Annotated in this window: 17 protein-coding genes; 9 read left to right on the forward strand and 8 right to left on the reverse strand. The window is 40.0% G+C overall.

Annotated features, from left to right (window positions below; all coding sequences use genetic code 11):
• Window positions 1-3: 3 nt before the first annotated feature.
• Together NXS00_RS11060 and NXS00_RS11065 are read right to left on the reverse strand one after the other, a co-directional pair.
• On the reverse strand, window positions 4-780 hold the full coding sequence (locus NXS00_RS11060) for a GNAT family N-acetyltransferase (protein WP_258099257.1): 777 nt from the start codon (window positions 778-780) through the stop codon (window positions 4-6).
• Window positions 781-784: 4 nt separating this feature from the next.
• Window positions 785-2,482 carry a carbamoyltransferase family protein gene (locus NXS00_RS11065; RefSeq protein ID WP_258099258.1) on the reverse strand — a complete coding sequence of 566 codons (1,698 nt, stop codon included), beginning with the start codon at window positions 2,480-2,482 and terminating at the stop codon, window positions 785-787.
• Between the two features lie 207 nt (window positions 2,483-2,689).
• On the opposite strand from NXS00_RS11065, the gene NXS00_RS11070 reads away from it, so the two are divergent.
• Complete coding sequence (locus NXS00_RS11070; RefSeq protein ID WP_258099259.1) at window positions 2,690-3,916, forward strand: alpha/beta hydrolase-fold protein; 1,227 nt, start codon at window positions 2,690-2,692, stop codon at window positions 3,914-3,916.
• A gap of 4 nt (window positions 3,917-3,920) precedes the next feature.
• Here the strand turns inward: NXS00_RS11070 and NXS00_RS11075 are convergent, their stop codons facing one another.
• The 5 genes from NXS00_RS11075 to NXS00_RS11095 form a co-directional block, all read right to left on the reverse strand.
• Window positions 3,921-6,263, reverse strand: a complete 2,343-nt coding sequence (locus tag NXS00_RS11075) for a methyl-accepting chemotaxis protein (RefSeq protein ID WP_258099260.1) — start codon at window positions 6,261-6,263, stop codon at window positions 3,921-3,923.
• Window positions 6,264-6,371: 108 nt separating this feature from the next.
• On the reverse strand, window positions 6,372-6,800 hold the full coding sequence (locus NXS00_RS11080; protein ID WP_258099261.1) for a DinB family protein: 429 nt from the start codon (window positions 6,798-6,800) through the stop codon (window positions 6,372-6,374).
• A 6-nt stretch (window positions 6,801-6,806) separates the two neighbouring features.
• Entirely contained in the window at window positions 6,807-7,535 is a 729-nt protein-coding gene (locus NXS00_RS11085) for a class I SAM-dependent methyltransferase (protein ID WP_258099262.1), read from the reverse strand.
• On the reverse strand, window positions 7,532-8,110 hold the full coding sequence (locus NXS00_RS11090; RefSeq protein ID WP_258099263.1) for a hypothetical protein: 579 nt from the start codon (window positions 8,108-8,110) through the stop codon (window positions 7,532-7,534). The genes NXS00_RS11085 and NXS00_RS11090 overlap by 4 nt, the downstream gene beginning before the upstream one ends.
• A gap of 329 nt (window positions 8,111-8,439) precedes the next feature.
• Window positions 8,440-9,873, reverse strand: coding sequence for an ATP-binding cassette domain-containing protein (locus NXS00_RS11095; RefSeq protein ID WP_258099264.1), 1,434 nt, complete (start codon window positions 9,871-9,873; stop codon window positions 8,440-8,442).
• Between the two features lie 312 nt (window positions 9,874-10,185).
• On the opposite strand from NXS00_RS11095, the gene ccoS reads away from it, so the two are divergent.
• The 8 genes from ccoS (at window position 10,186) to NXS00_RS11135 (ending at window position 17,206) form a co-directional block, all read left to right on the forward strand.
• The gene (gene ccoS / locus NXS00_RS11100) at window positions 10,186-10,362 is read left to right on the forward strand and encodes a cbb3-type cytochrome oxidase assembly protein CcoS (RefSeq protein ID WP_258099265.1); all 177 of its coding nucleotides are present in this window, start codon (window positions 10,186-10,188) and stop codon (window positions 10,360-10,362) included.
• Window positions 10,340-12,523, forward strand: coding sequence for a cytochrome-c oxidase, cbb3-type subunit I (gene ccoN, locus NXS00_RS11105; protein WP_258099266.1), 2,184 nt, complete (start codon window positions 10,340-10,342; stop codon window positions 12,521-12,523). The genes ccoS and ccoN overlap by 23 nt, the downstream gene beginning before the upstream one ends.
• 7 nt (window positions 12,524-12,530) lie before the next feature.
• On the forward strand, window positions 12,531-12,722 hold the full coding sequence (locus NXS00_RS11110; RefSeq protein ID WP_258099267.1) for a CcoQ/FixQ family Cbb3-type cytochrome c oxidase assembly chaperone: 192 nt from the start codon (window positions 12,531-12,533) through the stop codon (window positions 12,720-12,722).
• The gene (locus NXS00_RS11115) at window positions 12,709-13,659 is read left to right on the forward strand and encodes a cbb3-type cytochrome c oxidase N-terminal domain-containing protein (RefSeq protein ID WP_258099268.1); all 951 of its coding nucleotides are present in this window, start codon (window positions 12,709-12,711) and stop codon (window positions 13,657-13,659) included. The genes NXS00_RS11110 and NXS00_RS11115 overlap by 14 nt, the downstream gene beginning before the upstream one ends.
• A gap of 11 nt (window positions 13,660-13,670) precedes the next feature.
• Entirely contained in the window at window positions 13,671-15,098 is a 1,428-nt protein-coding gene (ccoG, locus tag NXS00_RS11120; RefSeq protein WP_258099269.1) for a cytochrome c oxidase accessory protein CcoG, read from the forward strand.
• Window positions 15,099-15,197: 99 nt separating this feature from the next.
• A complete protein-coding gene (locus tag NXS00_RS11125; RefSeq protein ID WP_258099270.1) occupies window positions 15,198-15,632 on the forward strand; it encodes a FixH family protein in 435 nt (144 codons plus the stop codon).
• Window positions 15,629-16,312 (forward strand): sulfite exporter TauE/SafE family protein, encoded by a 684-nt coding sequence (locus NXS00_RS11130; RefSeq protein ID WP_258099271.1) that lies wholly within the window; start codon window positions 15,629-15,631, stop codon window positions 16,310-16,312. The genes NXS00_RS11125 and NXS00_RS11130 overlap by 4 nt, the downstream gene beginning before the upstream one ends.
• 36 nt (window positions 16,313-16,348) lie before the next feature.
• Window positions 16,349-17,206 carry a TolB family protein gene (locus NXS00_RS11135; RefSeq protein ID WP_258099272.1) on the forward strand — a complete coding sequence of 286 codons (858 nt, stop codon included), beginning with the start codon at window positions 16,349-16,351 and terminating at the stop codon, window positions 17,204-17,206.
• Here the strand turns inward: NXS00_RS11135 and NXS00_RS11140 are convergent.
• Window positions 17,203-18,099, reverse strand: a complete 897-nt coding sequence (locus NXS00_RS11140) for an ROK family protein (protein WP_258099273.1) — start codon at window positions 18,097-18,099, stop codon at window positions 17,203-17,205. The genes NXS00_RS11135 and NXS00_RS11140 overlap by 4 nt on opposite strands.
• Window positions 18,100-18,128 lie beyond the last annotated feature (29 nt).

The following is an 18,128-nucleotide window of genomic DNA, read 5'->3' on the forward strand; positions in this document are numbered from 1 at the left end:
TTTTTAAACCTTTAATGCAAATTCATAATACTTCGTATGTCTCACAAACCCCATTTTTTCATAAATACCAATACCATCTTCTGTCGCTTGGAGAATTGCGGTTTCATATCCTAGACTCTTAGCCTTATTTAGAATGTAACTCATCATAGAAGAACCTATTCCTTTTCCACGATAACTTTCTAAGGTGGCTAAACCATAGATGCCAATGGTCTTCTTATCTGTTGGAAACAACTCAACAGTAGATACAGGCACACCATCGAAGTGGTGAATCAGTAAAATGATTCTATTAGCTGAATCCAGGAATGATGCCTTAGTCTGCTGATAATATGTGATTACATTTTGATCTGCAGGTGTCCAATTGCTGGCCAATACTTTGGAGTATGAACCCAGTAATTCAGTAGACGTGACTTGTTGAATGTTGGAGTGAAGGGGATGTGATTTGTTTTCATATTTAGTCAGGTCGAGAGTCATCCCAACTTCCTCACCCTGCACACTAATACCTAAGTCATTAAAGTAAGATGAAACTTTTGAGGTCAGGTTTTCATCATTGATCCAAATACAAAAGTCTAAATTTTGATTTCTGTAGTGATTTATTCCTTGTTCTAATTCTGCTTTTTGAAGGTCACTTCCATTGGTGATATGGAGAATATTGAAGGTATCACAAGAAAGGCCACTGTCTACGAAAGTCAGGTTTGATGATTTATGAACATGCATACCATCGGTTAATTCGGGAACCATGTTAGCATGAAGGTTGAAGTTGGTTTCTATTGCTGATATCATCTATTTATTTGGTAATTAGATAGTTGCCTATGAATAGAGCGTCAATTCCAGTGCTGTAGAAACATTTTATCGCGTCACTAGGAGTGTTAACAATTGGTTCACCCATTACATTCATGGAAGTATTCAATACGATTGACTCCCCTGTAATGGTTTCAAATTCTTTTATTAATTGCCAGAATAACGGGTTTTGTTCTTTTTTAACCAATTGCGGACGAAGCGTTCCGTCTTCATGAACCACGGCAGGAATTTGATTTATCTTACTTTCCACACAATCAAAGGAAGCCATCATAAAGAATTCGTCTTTGCTGTCAAGGAGGTATTTGTCCCTGCTCTCAAATAAGAGACTTGGGCAAAAAGGCCTGAAAGATTCTCTGAATTTGACTCGTTCATTGAGTATGGCTTTGTTTCCTTTCATTAATGGACTCATCAAAATGGAGCGATTACCTAATGCTCTAGGTCCGCTTTCCATTCGTCCCTGAAACCATCCAATGATTTTGTTTTCAGAGAGTAGTTGAGCTGCAGTTTTTGCAGGTTCATCCAGGTATTGATAGTTGAGTTTAGATAGCTGCAAGTGACCTTCGATCTCTTTATTGGAATATTCAGGGCCTCCATAAAGTGAGTCTAATGTACTTCCTTCAAATGAATGATGTTTGTAATATTCCAATAGCGCAGCACCAACTGCTACTCCTGAGTCTCCTGGATTCGGATAGATGTGTTGTTTTTCGATGCCAATAGACGCTCGGTTATTCCAAAGTCGTTGGTTGAGTTTTACGTTGAGCATAACTCCACCAGCAAAACATGTCTTTTTTATCCCAGTTTGATCTACCCAGCCTTTTACGAGTTCGATGACCGATTCTTCTAGTTTCCTTTGAGCCTCTGCTGCGATGTTTTCTTTCCCATATTTCTGAATGAGCTGTTCTACTTCCGACGATTTGGTCAAATGATATTGACTTGCACCTTTTTCATTCCAAACATAGGGAGCCCCTAAATCAACTTCCTTCTTAAGTTCTGTACCTTCAAACTCTGGGAAATATGGATCGAGTAAGCCTTTACATACATTGTAATCTCCATATGGAGCCAATCCCATAGTTTTCCCTTCGCCATCACCGTGGATCCAATGTAAACCTTCAGTGACGAGACTATACGCCCATCCAATTGCCGCCTCACTTCCATATTTTTTAAGTGGAGTAATTTGATTGCCCTCTGCCAACCAGACTGTTGTGCAGGTGTTGTCTCCAATTCCATCAATGGTGAATATCAGGTGTTTGTCAGTATCAGATTGCGTGTAATAAGCACTTGCGGCATGACACAAATGGTGATCATATGATTTGATTTGTCCTTCATATTGAGCGAAGGCTTCTTTATAAATTGGAGCTCTCAGCCAGCTAGTGTCGAATGGTGATCGAAACATTAGTTTGAACACCTTTCGAAATATGCGTTGTTTCCAATTGAAGCTCTCAGAGATATTGAAAATGGTTTTGAGCCCATCTGGAATTTGTAACCATGGAATGCTCACATAGTCAACATCATTGATTGACTCGAGTCCAGCTGCTGCCAGGCAATAATGTATAGCATTTAGTGGAGTATCTCCGCTATGTTTTACTCTATTGAAACGTTCTTCCTGTACGTCGGCAATGATTTTTCCATCTACAATTATAGCTGCGCTTGAGTCATGACCTTCATGTATACCCAGTATTGTCATTCGGATATTTTTTGGAGTATTAGTTGAATCACATATATTCCTTTTAGGAATCAAAACAGGTTGAAAGTTAATGATTCATTCATGTATATGAATCTGAAAACTAACACATCTTTCGAATCCACAGAGTGTTAATGTTCTGTTAATGATGGGCGGCGAATCAACCTGGGTTATGATGAGTCGTTTGTTTGAATTCATAACCTTACCTATATGATCCATAAAGTATTGCTGCTGACTCTTTTCAGTAGTTTCGTTTTTAACCTGGCTGGTCAAGTGCACTTTGAAAACCATTCCATTTATTCTCAAAGTATTGGAACAGCAATGCAGCTGCAAGTCTATCTTCCTCAATCGTATTCAGGCAATTCTAAAGACTATCCGGTTGTTTATGTTCTAGATGGGCAATGGTTCTTTTTCAATGGTGTTGGTATACAAGAGACATTAAGAGGAGAGAACGTAATGCCTGAAATGATCGTTGTAGGTGTCGACTTTCGAAATAGACCGTTCCGAGATAGCTTACTTCAGGCCAATTGGAAAGGAGTTGTAGGGTTTGTTCAAAATGATGTTCCTAATTTTATTAACGACAAGTACCGAACTTCAAAAGAGCAAGTCTTATTTGGATGGGAGCAAAACGCGGCTATTGCATGTGAAGCATTATTGACTGAAAAGTCTCCATTTTTAGGAGCCATTGCTTCCAATGGAGGGTTTGCAAATGAGCAAATGTGGTCTAATCAGCAGGCTTCTAAAGGAGTTAAGAAATACTTGTTCATTGCCAATTCTAAATATGATGTCTACACAAGAGCAAGCGGGTATGAATTGGTCAATCAACTTGAAAAACACCCATTGAATAACCTGGAGTGGACTTTTCAATCTTTTGATGACGAGGTTCATGAGTCACTTCCTTATGTCTCATTGTATAGAGGTTTAAGGTATTTCTATCACAACTATTCAGCTTATATCATTGCGGATACTCATGAATTTACAGAGAGGGGTGGCATGCCAGAATTGAAAAGATATTTTCAGGAACGCGGAGAGCGTTTCGGTTTGGACACCGAAGTTAGTGCTTCGACTAAGAATATGTTGATTTGGCTGGCATGGAAGCAAGATGATTTTGAGTCGTTCCAATACTTTATGGATGAGTTCAAGGAAGTATTGACAACTAGAAGATATGCATCAGCATATTGGCAACATCGGTTAGGTAGCTATTATTTAGCTAATGATCACTTTCAGGAAGCTATTGAATATTTCACTAAGGGGATAGATCAGTATCCCGATCGAGCTTATTTGTCAACCATGTATGCAAAACGAGGTGAAGCATTTGCTCGATTAGGTGATCGAGTAAAAGCCAAAAAAGACTTTAAAGCGGCTATTTCAATTGCAGAAGAGTATCAGGAAGATGCTCTTGAAGATTATAAAGCCCTACTAAAACAACTGAATTAACGCATTATAATTCAAACTTTCTGAGTCCGGTTTTCAGCGATAGTGCAATAGCAGCTAGTTCCTCAGATCGGTTGTTGAAGTTGTTCATTCCTGCTGATAGTTCAGATGCAGAGGAGGCCACTTCTTCTGATCCGGCTGCTGTTTGTTCTGCGATCACCACGATGCTTTCTATGATTTTTACAATGTCTTGGAGGTCAATCTTTTGTTTGCCTGCAGACTCCAGGATGTCTTCTGATACAGCAAGAATTGATTCTGCCAGACTTGTATTGTCTGTAAACGCTTTTGCTGCTTCTTTGGAAGCATTATGACCTTTGCTCACGTTATCGGCCATTTCAGCCATGGCTTTGTCGGTCCCTGCGGTTTCTTCTTGAATGGTTTTTACTATATCTGCAATTTCTCGAGTTGAGGTTTTAGCAGACTCGGCTAGTTTTCTAATTTCTTCAGCAACCACGGCGAATCCACGACCAGCATCCCCTGCTTGTGCAGCTTCTATGGCGGCATTCAGTGCCAGTAAGTTCGTTTGTGCCGCGATCTCATTGATTACTTTAATGACTCGATCAATCTCTCTGGATTTGGCCACCAAAGACTGAATAGAAGAATTTGTTTCTTCTGAGCTTTGTGAGATCAATTGAATGGCTGCTTCAAAGTTGGTTACGATCTGTTTCCCTCTGTTGCTGTTTCTGATACCATCTCTAGATTTATCAAAAATGGATTTTGAAAGCTCGTCGGTCTTGTCAGCATGATTTAGGATTTGCTCCACTAGCGTAGATGCTTCGTCTACCTTGTTTAGCTGACGCTGAGAACCCTGGCTCATTTGTGAAATAGCACTTGCAATTTCTGTAGTGCTGTTCGTCATTTCTTGGCTGGAAGTTAACATCTCATCAGAAGCACTTCCGATGCTTTCTGCATTGTTTGAAATATGAGCCAGGATTTCAACTAATTGATCTAATCCTTCATTGAAGTTGAGCATCATGGCTCTGATATCTCCATTGGCATTGTCATCAAAACGCTGTGAAAGATCACCTTTTGCCAGTGCTTTAGACATTTCATTCAGTCGGAGAATTGGCTGTGTGAAGGATACGAGTAAAGTGTTGATAGCTTCACTGAGATCTAACCAGGCTCCTGATTTACTAGTAGAGTCTACACGCAATTTTAAATTTCCTTCTTCACTCACCGAGTAAATCACTTCATTGGTGTTGGCAATTACTTTGGCCAGATTGTCACGCATTTCAATTAATGCTGAGCCAAGGATATCGTCATCACTTAAGAGTTCAAATTCAGCATTCAGGTTTCCTTTACGCACCTGATTTGCAAATTCAGTTTTAGCTATAAGCCCATCAGTTAAAGCATTCAATGCCCGGTGTGCTTGCCCCAATTCATCTCGAGAATTTACACGTTGCCTGTTGGGGAATTTACCTTCGGATAATAAGATCGCGTTCCTGTTGATCAAATTGATATTTCTGGTGATCTTCTTGAGGTGTATCATCAAAATGAATACTCCTATGGAGGTAATGAGCAACATCATTATTAACAACCCGATAGTACTTTGTCTCACTTTTTTATCCACCATTAGACTACTTCTGGAAATGAATTCGTTTAGAAAAGGAACCATTTGATGAATGGAGGTTCTTAATTCTCCATGTAAACCATCCTCTTCAGTTAATCCAATTGTTTGTTGAATGGCAACAACCCGTGTGAAGAGTTGTTGATAAGCGTCTAATTTGTTAAGCAGCTCTTGTCTGGTAGTTCTGTTGACAACTCGTTGATTCAAGTGATTCTGAAAGTCATCAATGCTTTTATTGAACTTACTCAGATATTGTATATCGTTTCTTAGGAAGAAATCTTTCTCATGCCGTCTAAGCATTAGCATGTATGCTGGATCATAGGAGGTTTTAGAATCTTCTACTTCATGGATAGCATCTCTCAACTGGCCAACGAGACCATCATCTTTAAAGCCCTTGATACGGATTTGATTTGCTAGCTGATTGAAAAGTTTGCTGTAATCGCTAAGTAGAGTTTTAGCTGTTTCGGCTTCTTGCTCATCTACACGATGCCTGGAAACCAGGCTATCTAATGATTCCTTAAGGTCGGCAACAATTTCATGATGCTTTGATAGGTATTCACTCTTGCCGGTGGTAATGAAAGATGAGTTTTTGTATTCTCTGGCTAAAAAATCCTTTTCATGCTTTCTTAATTCCAGAACTTCCAGCTTCATGCCAATCAAATACTTCTGAAGATCTTCATAATCTAGAATATTCCTGATGGTATAGTAAGTCCATAATCCAAATATCAGCGCTAAGCCATAAGGAATCAGAAACTTACCTGTAAGTCCTTTAAAAATGTTCATGGTTGGTTTGTCGATAGCTGACGCGAATTTGGGTCGCACCTCATGATAAACTAAGAAAAGCTGTGTTATCGTTGGATTAAATTCGACAAATGGCTCAAAAACGTTGACCTATGAAAATATCTGATTTAAATGATGCTGTAAATGATCAAAATAGTCCTCAGCAAGGTATTGATAGGTGTACGTTTCTTTATTGATGATCACAGGATGATCTGCATGTTCATCAAGTGAATTGTCAAGAACGTTCAATAATGACAAATTCAGAGAATACCACAAATTCAGAGTTTCTGCCCAGCTTTGGTTTTGATAGCCACGCACATTTACCCACTTATCCTGGTCATAAGTAGTAATCTCATAGGGCTTATCACTTTGCTGTAGATGCATGAATCGGTAATAGTTGTTGATACAACTATCGCAAAGATGTCCGAGGATCTCTTTTTTGCTCCATTTCTTATCATCAAGCTTGAGACTCACCTTGGATTCATCCAATTTCTTCAAGCGATCATACGCATCATTTACCAGAGCAAAATAAGCTACCATTACCGTTTAGTTTACATATCCAACACGAAGTAATGTAGGAAAAGTTGCAGTTATTTCTGAATTCCACAATGGTAAAAGTTGATCATACAGCTGTCTAGTTGGATCCTCCATTATTTGCGATTTCATGTACTTGATTGCTGACCATGTATTGATGTATTGGATGAAATGATCCAATTGCCATTTCACTTGAAAATGAAAGGAAGGAGCATTGATTTCATTGAAAGGAAAAGGAATAGTTTGGTAATGCTCATCAATATATTTGCGTTCTGGTTCCCAATAATTTTGAATAGATGAGTAGAATTGATCTATTACTTCATTGATAGGATCATTGACACGAACTAGTCCATAACCAGTCACAACCATTACCCCATTTGGTTTCAATACTCTTTTAGCTTCCTTATAAAATTGTTCAAAATTGAACCAATGAATTGCTTGCGCGACTATTATTAGGTCAATCGAGTTGCTTTTAATTGTTGTGCTTTCTGCCGGTTGAACCAGATAACTGACATTGGATAATTTAGGAGCCATTTGCAGCTGCTGTTCACTAATGTCTGTAGCGATGATTTCTTGGAAATGGGGAGCTAAAAGTTGAGTGATCTGGCCTGAGCCGGCACCACAGTCCCAGGCTGTATGTTTTACAGAGACTAAATCTAATATATAGTCAATTAGCTCTTGCGGATAAGATGGGCGATAGTGAGCGTATTGGTCTGATTGGCTTGAGAATAAATCTTTCATTTCTGTGGGTTTCTTCTCATGAAAAATAAGGTTCCTCCGTTTGGTTGATTCCATTCATGATAGGTTTCAAAACCAAAGTATTCATAGACCCTTTTGTTTCTTGGTACGGATGTTTCCAGGTAGATTGGTAAATCATCTCTAAATGACCAGTTGAATATTTGCTCTTTGAGTTCTAGAGCGGCAGTGGTTTTTTTGCCAATGTTGGTCGCACCAAAGAACCAGAAGTACAGAAACCTGCCATCTTTAGGTCTCATTTTCTTGACATAAGCTTCTCGTTTTAAGACATCTGAAACTCTTGAGAGTCCAATGCAATTGAAGACTAACAGAACTTGATACCAGATATCTTGTATTCCTTCTTTTTTAAAGTTGTAGGGATAACAAATGGCCACTGCTTCCTGATTGCTAGATAATAAGACGCCATTTCTCGTTTTGGCGGTCTCATAGGCATAGTGCGCAAGAGCTCTTAGACTATTCTTCTTTTTTGGATTGATGACAGAAACCACACTTGGATTATTATGGAAAGATTCCTCGATGATTGCGGTGACTTTTTCTTTCTGACTAGTTCCGTTATTCATTACTGAAAATTGAGATGTTTTCAATTCAAATCCAACCAAACGAATCATAAGTGGTGTCTATACCATTGAACAATTAATTGTCAATGAAATGGGAGAACACCCCTAACGCAAAGACAGAAGTTTTCAATATCAAGGGATGTAATTGCTACTACGAATTTTGAAGAACAGCTATAGATACTAAAGTAACTTTCGAGCAATAGTGAATTAGGTTATATTGTTTGGAATGAGGAGGCCGTATCAAGATTAAATTGAACGGCCTCCAGTTTTTGCATTCAAGATTGTTCTCATATGGTTTTCCAAAAACGATTAACCTATTAGGTCATCTTCTTTTATATCCTGTGACCGTCTTTTAATTCAATGACCTGATTGACACAGGATGGAATCTCCTCTTTATAATGTGTGACATAGATCAAGGTGATATTGCTTAAGTGACTAATCTGATCTATGATTTGTCTGATATTCTCAGTTTGTGACTGGTCCAGTCCCTGACATGGTTCATCAAGTATTAGCAAAAAAGGTTTTTTGATTAATGCTCTACAAAGTAGAACCAATCGCTGTACCTGAATGGAGGAGTTTTTGAATAACTGTTTAGAATATGAATCAATCTGAAGAAGCCTCATCCAGTTTAAGGCATCATTTTCATCTGCAGGCGTTAACTTCCTTGCAAAAGGACCTTCTCTTAGTCCTGATAAGATTACATTTAAACAGTTCTGAGTGGTTTTGAAATAGTGAAGAAGCTCTGGAGATACAAACCCTATTTTTGCTTTGGTATCCCAGATTGTTTCACCAGAACCTTTTTTTCGGTCGAATAAGGAAATGTCGTTGGCGTATGCTTGGGGATTATCTCCGTTGATCAAACTCAGTAAAGTGGATTTTCCAGAACCATTCGGGCCTAAAAGCGCCCATTTGTCACCTTGCTGTACGGTCCAGGTTATGTTCTCAAGTATCTGTTTAGCATCATATCTTATATTCACATTGTTCATCTGGACGATATGATCGAATGTTTTTGGCTCACTCTGAAGAATTAACTGTTGAAGCATTTCTTTATTGATACTCAATGAATTGGACCTGGCTTGTGGTATGGTATCAAATTCATAGGGAGAATAGCTTCGGATAATCTGATGTTGATCCATTGTAATAATCCTGGATAGGAGAGGTGGTGTTTCATGATGATCAAGTGTCATAATCATCTGAATGCCGGATGCAGAGATTTGTTCCAAAACGTTCGTAAAGTCTTTTCTGGCATTGGTATCCAATCCGATTAGGGGATCTTGTAGCAACAGTAGTTTCGGGTTTTTCAGGAGTAAGATGGCTATTCTGAGTCTTTTGGTTTCTCCATTGCTCAATTTGATCACCTCTTCATCAATTAGATGTTCAAGTTTAAGGAGCTGTGAAACGTTATCTAAATTCCAATATCCAGGATTTGACTGTTCTGCTGAGGTATTCAAAACTTCCTGAACGGTTGGAACATCTTGCATCATGGTAGAGTTGAAACGCTGTTGATAAAATAACTCACCAATCCCCGCTCGATTTTTAAATTGATATCCTGGAGTCAATAGTGCCTTTTCTGCTCTTGCATAAGGCATATCCATGCATCCTTCGGTGATTGACATCTCTCCATTAAGTACACGTATCAATTCAGTTTTACCTGAGTCAGCTTGCCCTATTATTCCCAGGTGCTGCCCTGGTTCAATGGTCAAACTCAAGTTTTTGAAGACTTCAGAATTGTTGTGTCGTACGGTGATGTTTGCTAGTTGTATCAATAGAAAATCCTTTTAAACCTACAGGCTAATTAAGCATGTAGTAGTTAGATATGCATTGAATTCTGAAATTAAGTTGTCAGGTACCCACTAGTTTCCACCATTGAGTTTCATTAAGTCCAAAAGTTGCATTTGCTGTATTATGATGAATATCATGTACTTGTAAAAAGGGTGTGAAGTGACATTCATCAGTTTTTAAGATGACTTTTAGTGAATTGGATAGCCATGATTGCTGTCGCTGATAAAAATCAGATTATTTCCTGAAACCCCTCATAAGAAACCCTTCCAGAGCCGAGTAATCTTGCTGTCATAATTATGAGTGTAATAATAATATTGATCGGATTTAGTTTGATAGTGGCCTCTGGCTTTCTATTCGCCTTCATCTGGGCCAACCGCAGTGGCCAGTTTGAAGATGACTATACTCCCTCCGTGAGAATATTATTCGATGACGAACCTAAACAATCTCAGCATGTCAACAGAGACAATGACTAAACAGGAAGGCAAGGCGCCGGCAGCAGACGGTGGGCTTGACACTTTTTACTACGACAACTCGACTGTTCGTATGTTCCTGATCGCAGCAACGATATTTGGTGTGGTAGGGATGTCTGTCGGATTACTGGTAGCTTGCCAGTTCTTTTGGCCAGACCTTAACTTCGGAATCCAATTCACCACTTTCGGACGTGTAAGACCTCTGCATACCAATGCAGTAATTTTTGCATTTGTGGGAAATGGTATTTTCGCAGGTGTTTATTATTCACTGCAGCGCTTGTGTAAAGCAAGAATGTTTAGTGATCTGCTCAGTAAGATTCATTTCTGGGGCTGGCAGCTAATCATTTTGGCAGCAGCTATCACACTTCCTTTAGGCCTAACTTCGGGTAAGGAGTATGCCGAGTTGGAGTGGCCGATTGATATTGCCATAGCATTTATCTGGGTAGTGTTTGGGGTGAACATGTTTGGAACCATCCTAAAAAGACGTGAAAGACACCTTTACGTGGCTATCTGGTTCTTCATTGCCACATTCGTAACTGTAGCCATGCTACACATTGTAAACTCATTTGAGTTGCCAATTTCTTTCATGAAATCTTATTCATGGTATGCAGGTGTGCAGGATGCATTAGTACAATGGTGGTATGGACACAATGCGGTAGCATTCTTCCTAACCACACCCTATTTGGGATTGATGTACTACTTCATTCCTAAAGCTGCGAATAGACCGGTCTATTCTTATCGTTTGTCGATTGTACACTTCTGGGCATTGATTTTTATCTATATCTGGGCAGGACCTCACCACTTGTTATACAACTCTTTACCTAACTGGGCACAGTCTTTAGGTACGGTCTTCTCCATCATGTTGATCGCTCCATCTTGGGGTGGTATGTTGAATGGTTTACTTACTCTAAGGGGTGCATGGGACAGAGTGCGTGAAGATCCAATTTTGAAATTCATGGTGGTGGCTGTCACCGCATACGGTATGGCTACATTCGAAGGCCCAATGCTTTCATTGAAAAACTTCAATGCTGTAGCGCACTTTACTGACTGGATCGTTGCTCACGTGCACGTAGGTGGTTTAGGGTGGAATGGTTTCATGACATTCGCCATGCTGTACTACTTGATCCCAAGACTATACGGAACACAATTGTTCTCTAAGAAATTAGCCAATATACACTTCTGGATCGGTACAATGGGTATTATTTTCTATGCACTTCCGATGTACTGGGCAGGTTTTGTACAAAGTTTAATGTGGAAGCAATTTGCTCCAGAAGGAACCCTGGTTTACAGCAACTTCCTGGAGACGGTAACTCAAATTCTTCCAATGTATCAATTGCGTGCATTTGGTGGAGCACTTTACTTGACTGGTGTATTTGTAATGATTTACAACCTGGTGAAAACAGCGCAAGCAGGTTCTTTCATCAAAGAAACGATGGCTCAGGCTGCACCACTTGCTAAGGATTATGTACCTGCTAAAAATGAGCACTGGCATAGAAGAATCTTCGAATGGAGACCTGTTAACCTTCTGGTATGGAGTTTAATCGCTGTAGCTATTGGAGGAGTAATTGAGATCGTTCCTACTTTCCTTGTGAAGTCTAACGTGCCAACTATCTCAAGTGTAAAACCTTATACTCCACTGGAATTGAATGGTAGAGATATCTACGTGAGAGAAGGTTGTTATACCTGTCACTCACAGATGATCCGTCCATTCAGATCAGAAACTGAGCGATATGGTGAATATGCAAAAGCTGGAGAATTTATTTACGATCACCCATTCCAATGGGGATCTAAGAGAACGGGGCCAGACTTGCTGAGAGTAGGTGGTAAGTATCCGCATAGCTGGCATTACTACCACATGTTGGATCCGACTAGTATGTCACCAGGTTCTATCATGCCGAGATATCCATGGTTGTTTGAACAGAACTGGGATAAGGAACTAACACCGGCTAAGATTGAAGCGATGCAAACACTGGGAGTGCCATACGAAGAAGGTTTTGCTGATCAAGCAGTTGCTGATGCTGAAAAGCAAGCTGCGGAGATCGTAGCAGATCTGGAAACACAAGGCGTGAAAGTAGTTTCAGAGAAAGAAATAGTAGCCTTGATTGCTTATCTACAGCGAATAGGTACAGATATCAAGAAGGTTGACGAACTAACTCAAAAATAGACTCACCATGCTAAAATTTGTAAAACATCACATGGAGACCATAGCGGGAATTGAGATTTTCCCGCTCATCTCTCTAATCATATTCTTTTTATTCTTCGTGGGCTTGTTCATCTATATCGCTCGTGCTGATAAGAAACAGATCAATGAAATTTCAAGAATTCCTTTAGACTCTAACGCTGACAATCATGAACTTTCGTAAGCTATTCACTACACTGATGGTTTTGGCATCTCCGGGACTAACGTTTGCTCAGGAGGGTCAGGATCTGAATTCACTTTATGCTACTTACCAACTGGAGATAGTGGTGGCAGTAGCTGCAATCGTATCAATTTTGGCTTTGATTGCTTTGGTTACAGCGCTTTATGCCATGAAAGCTATGGCAAGAGGTAGAATGTCTGCCGAAGAAGAAAGCTCAATGATCTCGGTGAAACCGGGCGAAGAAGGTGTGACCTTCTGGAGACGGTTCTGGAACAGAATGAATGACTCTGTGCCGGTTTCCAATGAAGAAACGATCATGACTGATCATGCTTATGACGGCATTCGCGAATTAGATAATAGTCTTCCTCCCTGGTGGCTATATGGTTTCTACATCACCATCATTTTTGGGGTGCTTTATGTATTGAATTATCATGTGTTTAAATACAGTCCACTACAGGAAGAAGCTTATAACATGGAGATGGAAGAAGCCGAAGCACAGGTGACCGCTTACCTCGCTACACTAGATAATTTAATTGATGAAACTTCTGTTACATTCAGTGAAGAAGAGTCTGATTTAATTACAGGAAAAGAGCTTTTTATTGCTAAATGTTCAGCGTGTCATGGTCAAAATGGTGAAGGTGGCGTAGGACCTAATTTAACAGATAAATACTGGCTGCATGGTGGGGACATCAAGTCAATCTTTAAGACCATCAAATATGGTATTCCATCCAAAGGTATGATTGCCTGGGAAGCACAGTTGGTACCTAAAGAAATGCAGCAAGTGGCTAGTTACATCTATACGTTAGAGGGAACTGAGCCTGCTAATCCTAAAGAGCCGCAAGGAGATCTTTTTGAAAGAGAAGAGACTTCAGATGGGGAAACGGATGCTGTGGCAGAAGCTGAAGCCGAAGAAGGCCAGCTTCTCGAAGCTGGCATGTAAACACCAGGAAAATGCAAGAACCTACCATTACAGAAATTTACGACGAACAGGAAGAGGAATCGTATAGAGACCATATTTCCACCGTCGATGAAAGCGGTAAACGCGTTTGGCTTTATCCCAAAAAACCGAAAGGTCGCTTTACCAACTACCGGCAGTTAGTTAGTTACCTATTATTAGGAATATTATTTGCCGGTCCGTTTATCAAAATAGGGGGGCAGCCTCTATTGAAATTTGACATTATTGATCGTGAATTTGTGATTTTTGGTCAGGTTTTCTGGCCTCAGGATTTTCACCTCGCTGTGATTGGGATGATTACCACCATCGTGTTCATTATCCTCTTTGCGGTGGTTTACGGACGTATCTTCTGTGGATGGATTTGTCCACAAACTATTTTCATGGAGCATGTTTTTCGTCAAGTAGAGTTCTTGATTGAGGGTGACTACATGAAGCAGAAGAAGCTCGATAAGCAGGAATGGAACACCGAGAAGGTAGTCAAAAAGACATCTAAACATGTCATCTTCGTTCTGATCTCTGCCTTTATCATGCACACTTTCGTAGCCTACATTGTAGGAGTGGATGATCTATGGTCGATGATTGGAAATGGTCCAGCCGAAGAGCCCCTTGCCTTTGTAGCCATAGTAGTGTTCACAGGTTTGTTCTACGGCGTATTTAGCAAAATGCGTGAGCAGGTTTGTACGACCATTTGTCCATATGGACGTCTTCAAGGTGTTCTACTGGATAAGCAAAGCATAGTGGTTGCTTATGATCATGTGAGAGGAGAGTCTAGAGGTAAAATCAGAAAAGGTGAAGATCGAGTGGAGAAAGGTTTAGGAGACTGTATTGATTGTCATCAATGCGTTTATGTATGCCCTACAGGAATTGATATTCGTAATGGAACGCAGCTAGAGTGTGTCAACTGTACTGCTTGTATTGATGCGTGCGATTCCATTATGGATAAAATTGGCAAGCCAAGAGGGTTGGTACGATATGCGTCTGAAGATAATATCGCGGAAAACAAACCTTCCAGGTTTACTGCTCGAATGAAAGCCTACACGACTGTTTTGTTCATCTTAATTGGTGTGTTGGTTACGTTGTTGTATCTCCGTTCGGATGTTGAGACAACCATTCTGAGAACACCAGGAATGATGTATCAGGAACGAGAAGATGGTACCATTACCAACTTGTACCAGCTTAAAATGGTCAACAAGACAGCTGAAGATATGCCTATAGAGTTGAAGTTGGAAGGCATAGATGGCAAGTTAGAAATGGTAGGTGATAACCTCATGTTGAAAAAACAAGACCTTGGAGAAGGTGCATTCTTTATTGTGCTTGATCCATCGAGTTTGACAAAAATGAGCACTGATATCAAAATTGGAGTGTATTCCAAAGGCGAGCAAATAGAAACAGTAAAAACCAGGTTCTTAGGGCCTGCTATTTAAAAAATACCTTCGGAGCGTTGATCCGGGCTTTTAACTGCTGGTAGGTTCTCCCGGTAGCCCCGAAGGTTCCTTTTATTGAAACTAAAAAATCATAAAGTCATGAAATTTAATTGGGGACATGGTATTGTAGTTGCATTCGTGCTGTTCTGTACGTTTGTGGTTTCTATTGTTGTAAGAGCCTTTCAGGAAGATTTTGATCTGGTCTCTGAAACCTACTATCAGGACGAGATAGCTTACCAGGATAGAATAGATAGTAAAGCCAACCTGAAGGCTTCTGGTCAAGAGTTGGCAATTAATCAAAATGACTCGCAAGTAGTGATGACCTTCCCGGAGGAGTTTAGTGCCGCCAATGGAACGGTTAAATTCTACTATCCTTCCAGAGCACTTTTTGATAAGGAATTTCCGATAAAACTAGTAGATAATCAGCAGGTTATTGCCAAAAATGAATTGGCGAAAGGCCGCTATAAAGTTCAAGTGAGCTGGAAAGTTGGCGATGATCAGTTTTATCAGGAAAAAGAACTTTTTGTGAAATGATTGGGGCATTTCTGATCGGTTTGTTTGGAAGCTTGCACTGCGTTGGAATGTGCAGTCCATTGATGCTGTCCTTTACACCAAATCGAGGAAGAAATGCTTTTTATTCCTTCTTTATATACCATTTTGGTCGACTGGTTGTCTATTCTGTTTTAGGAATTCTCTTCGGCCTTATTAGTAGTTCAGTTAGCTTTTTCGCTTTTCAACGATACTTTTCTTTAATTCTTGGAATTATCATTATTGCCATTTTCGCCTTTCCTAAGGTTCGAAATCAATTCGAAGGATGGTATTATCATTCCAAGTTTTATCAGGTGATTAAATCATCCCTCGTTAAGCAGTTTGGAGGCAAGTCCAAATGGTTATTTAGTGGTGTTTTGAATGGGTTCTTGCCTTGTGGACTGGTCTATTTAGCAGCAGCAGGGGCAATGATGACACATTCAGTGTTGGATGGCGTTCAATACATGTTGCTGTTCGGATTAGGGACAATTCCTTTGCTTGCTGTGGTGAAATTTGGAGCAGGAGCCTTTCCTAAATTACTTAAGAGTTTCAATAATCTGACCACCCCGATTGCTTTAATTGCTGGGCTTATGATGGTGGCCAGAGGCTTTTTGGTTTCCGAACCAGATGTGAATCAACTGATCAAGGCTCAAATCATGAATGTGGTTTCCGCTTGTGGATTCTGAGTTTGCTTTGTGATGTAAAAGTTGTTTCTTGCTTTCATGCAGAAACTGATCATTTTCATTCAACTATTGTTCATTTCATTTGGTGTTTTAGCTCAGCCAGGTACTGAGGTGTTTCTTTTTGAGATCAAACAAGGGAAGAGTTCACTGGAACTCCGTAAACCCATTAATGTATCTGACAATAAAGGATATGATAACCAACCTTCATTTACTGATGACGGTCATTTGCTGTATACTTCTTTTCGAGATGGAAATACCGATTTAGTAAAATATGATGTCAAATCTGGGACTAAAACGTATCTAACAGAGACTTCATCAGGAGAGTATTCTCCAATACAAATGCCTGATAAGAGTAGTTTAAGTACAATTACATTAGAAAATTCAGGCAGACAATTGCTTTGGAAATACGATCTGGATGGAAGTTTACAAGGTGAGGAACTGATTCCTTATTTGAAAATAGGTTATCATACATGGTTAAATGCTGATACGTTATTTGCCTTTGTGCTCGGGGCACATTCCACGCTACAATTGATTGATCTCTCCACGCAAAGAGCTGAAGTGATTACAGATGACATAGGTAGATCTTTGCACATCATCCCGGGCTCGAGTGCTTTGTCTTATGTGAAGAAGAGTGAGGGAGACTGGAAGATTATGAAGTATGATATTTCGGCTGATTCTTCTTTAGTAATTACCACTACTCAGCCTGGGGTGGAAGATATGTGCTGGTACGATGAAAAAACCATCATTATGGGCAAGGGCGACCTACTTTATTCGTGGACTGAAACAGGTGGATGGCAACAAATAGCTAACCTGTCACTTTGGAAACTATCAGGAATCACCAGACTAGCGGTGAGCCCTGATAGAAAATATCTTGTTGCAGTTGTAAATGAATATTAAAGCAGTGCAGCACCGAAAACACCAGCGCTATCACCTAATTTAGGCTTGATGATTGGGGTTGTAAAAGTTGGATTGAAAACATTTTTACGAACAGATTCTACTCCTTCATTGTACAACACATCGAGGTTGCTTACTCCACCACCTAAAACGATTACATCTGGATCTAATACATTGATGATATTCGATAGACCAACTCCAAAGAAATGGATCAATCGGTCTATGGTTTCTTTGGCTATCGGATCAGTACCAGCTTTGTAGTCAGCATAGATGTCCTTAAGGGATCTTTTGTTACCTGATTGTTCAAAATAGTAGCGTTCCAGGTGTGGTCCTGCTATAATCGTTTCGGTACATCCTACTTTTCCGCAGTAGCATTTGCCTCCACTTTCATGAAGTACGGTGTGACCCCACTCACCACCAATTCCATGTCGACCATTATGAGCTTTGCCGTTAAAGACTATACCGCCACCACAACCTGTTCCCATGATTACCCCAAAAACAACTTTGGCCTCCGGGTGTTCATCAGCTACAGCACCCATAGTTGCTTCTGCAAGGGCAAAACAATTGGCATCATTAGCGATTTTCACAGGCATTCCAATAGCTTTCTCCAGTTCTTTATGAAATGGTTGGTTGTTAATCGCTTGGGTATTACTTCCTTTTAGTAATCCAGTGGATGGATCAACAGATCCAGGGGTGCCAATACCTAAGTTTTGAGGTTTTTCTCCTACTTCTTTTTCAAGAATAGAAAGAAGCTTTTCTATTTGACTTATAATATGTGGCATGCCATTGACCGCTTCTGTAGGAACTCGCTCCCTAGCCAATACCATATGGTTTTCATTCAATACAACTCCTTCTATTTTTGTGCCACCAAGATCAATTCCCCAAAGTAGTCCCATGTATATTGTGATTTTCGTATTTATAGATG

The sequence above is a fragment of the Marinoscillum pacificum genome (genome assembly GCF_024714495.1).
Taxonomy (GTDB): domain Bacteria; phylum Bacteroidota; class Bacteroidia; order Cytophagales; family Cyclobacteriaceae; genus Marinoscillum; species Marinoscillum pacificum.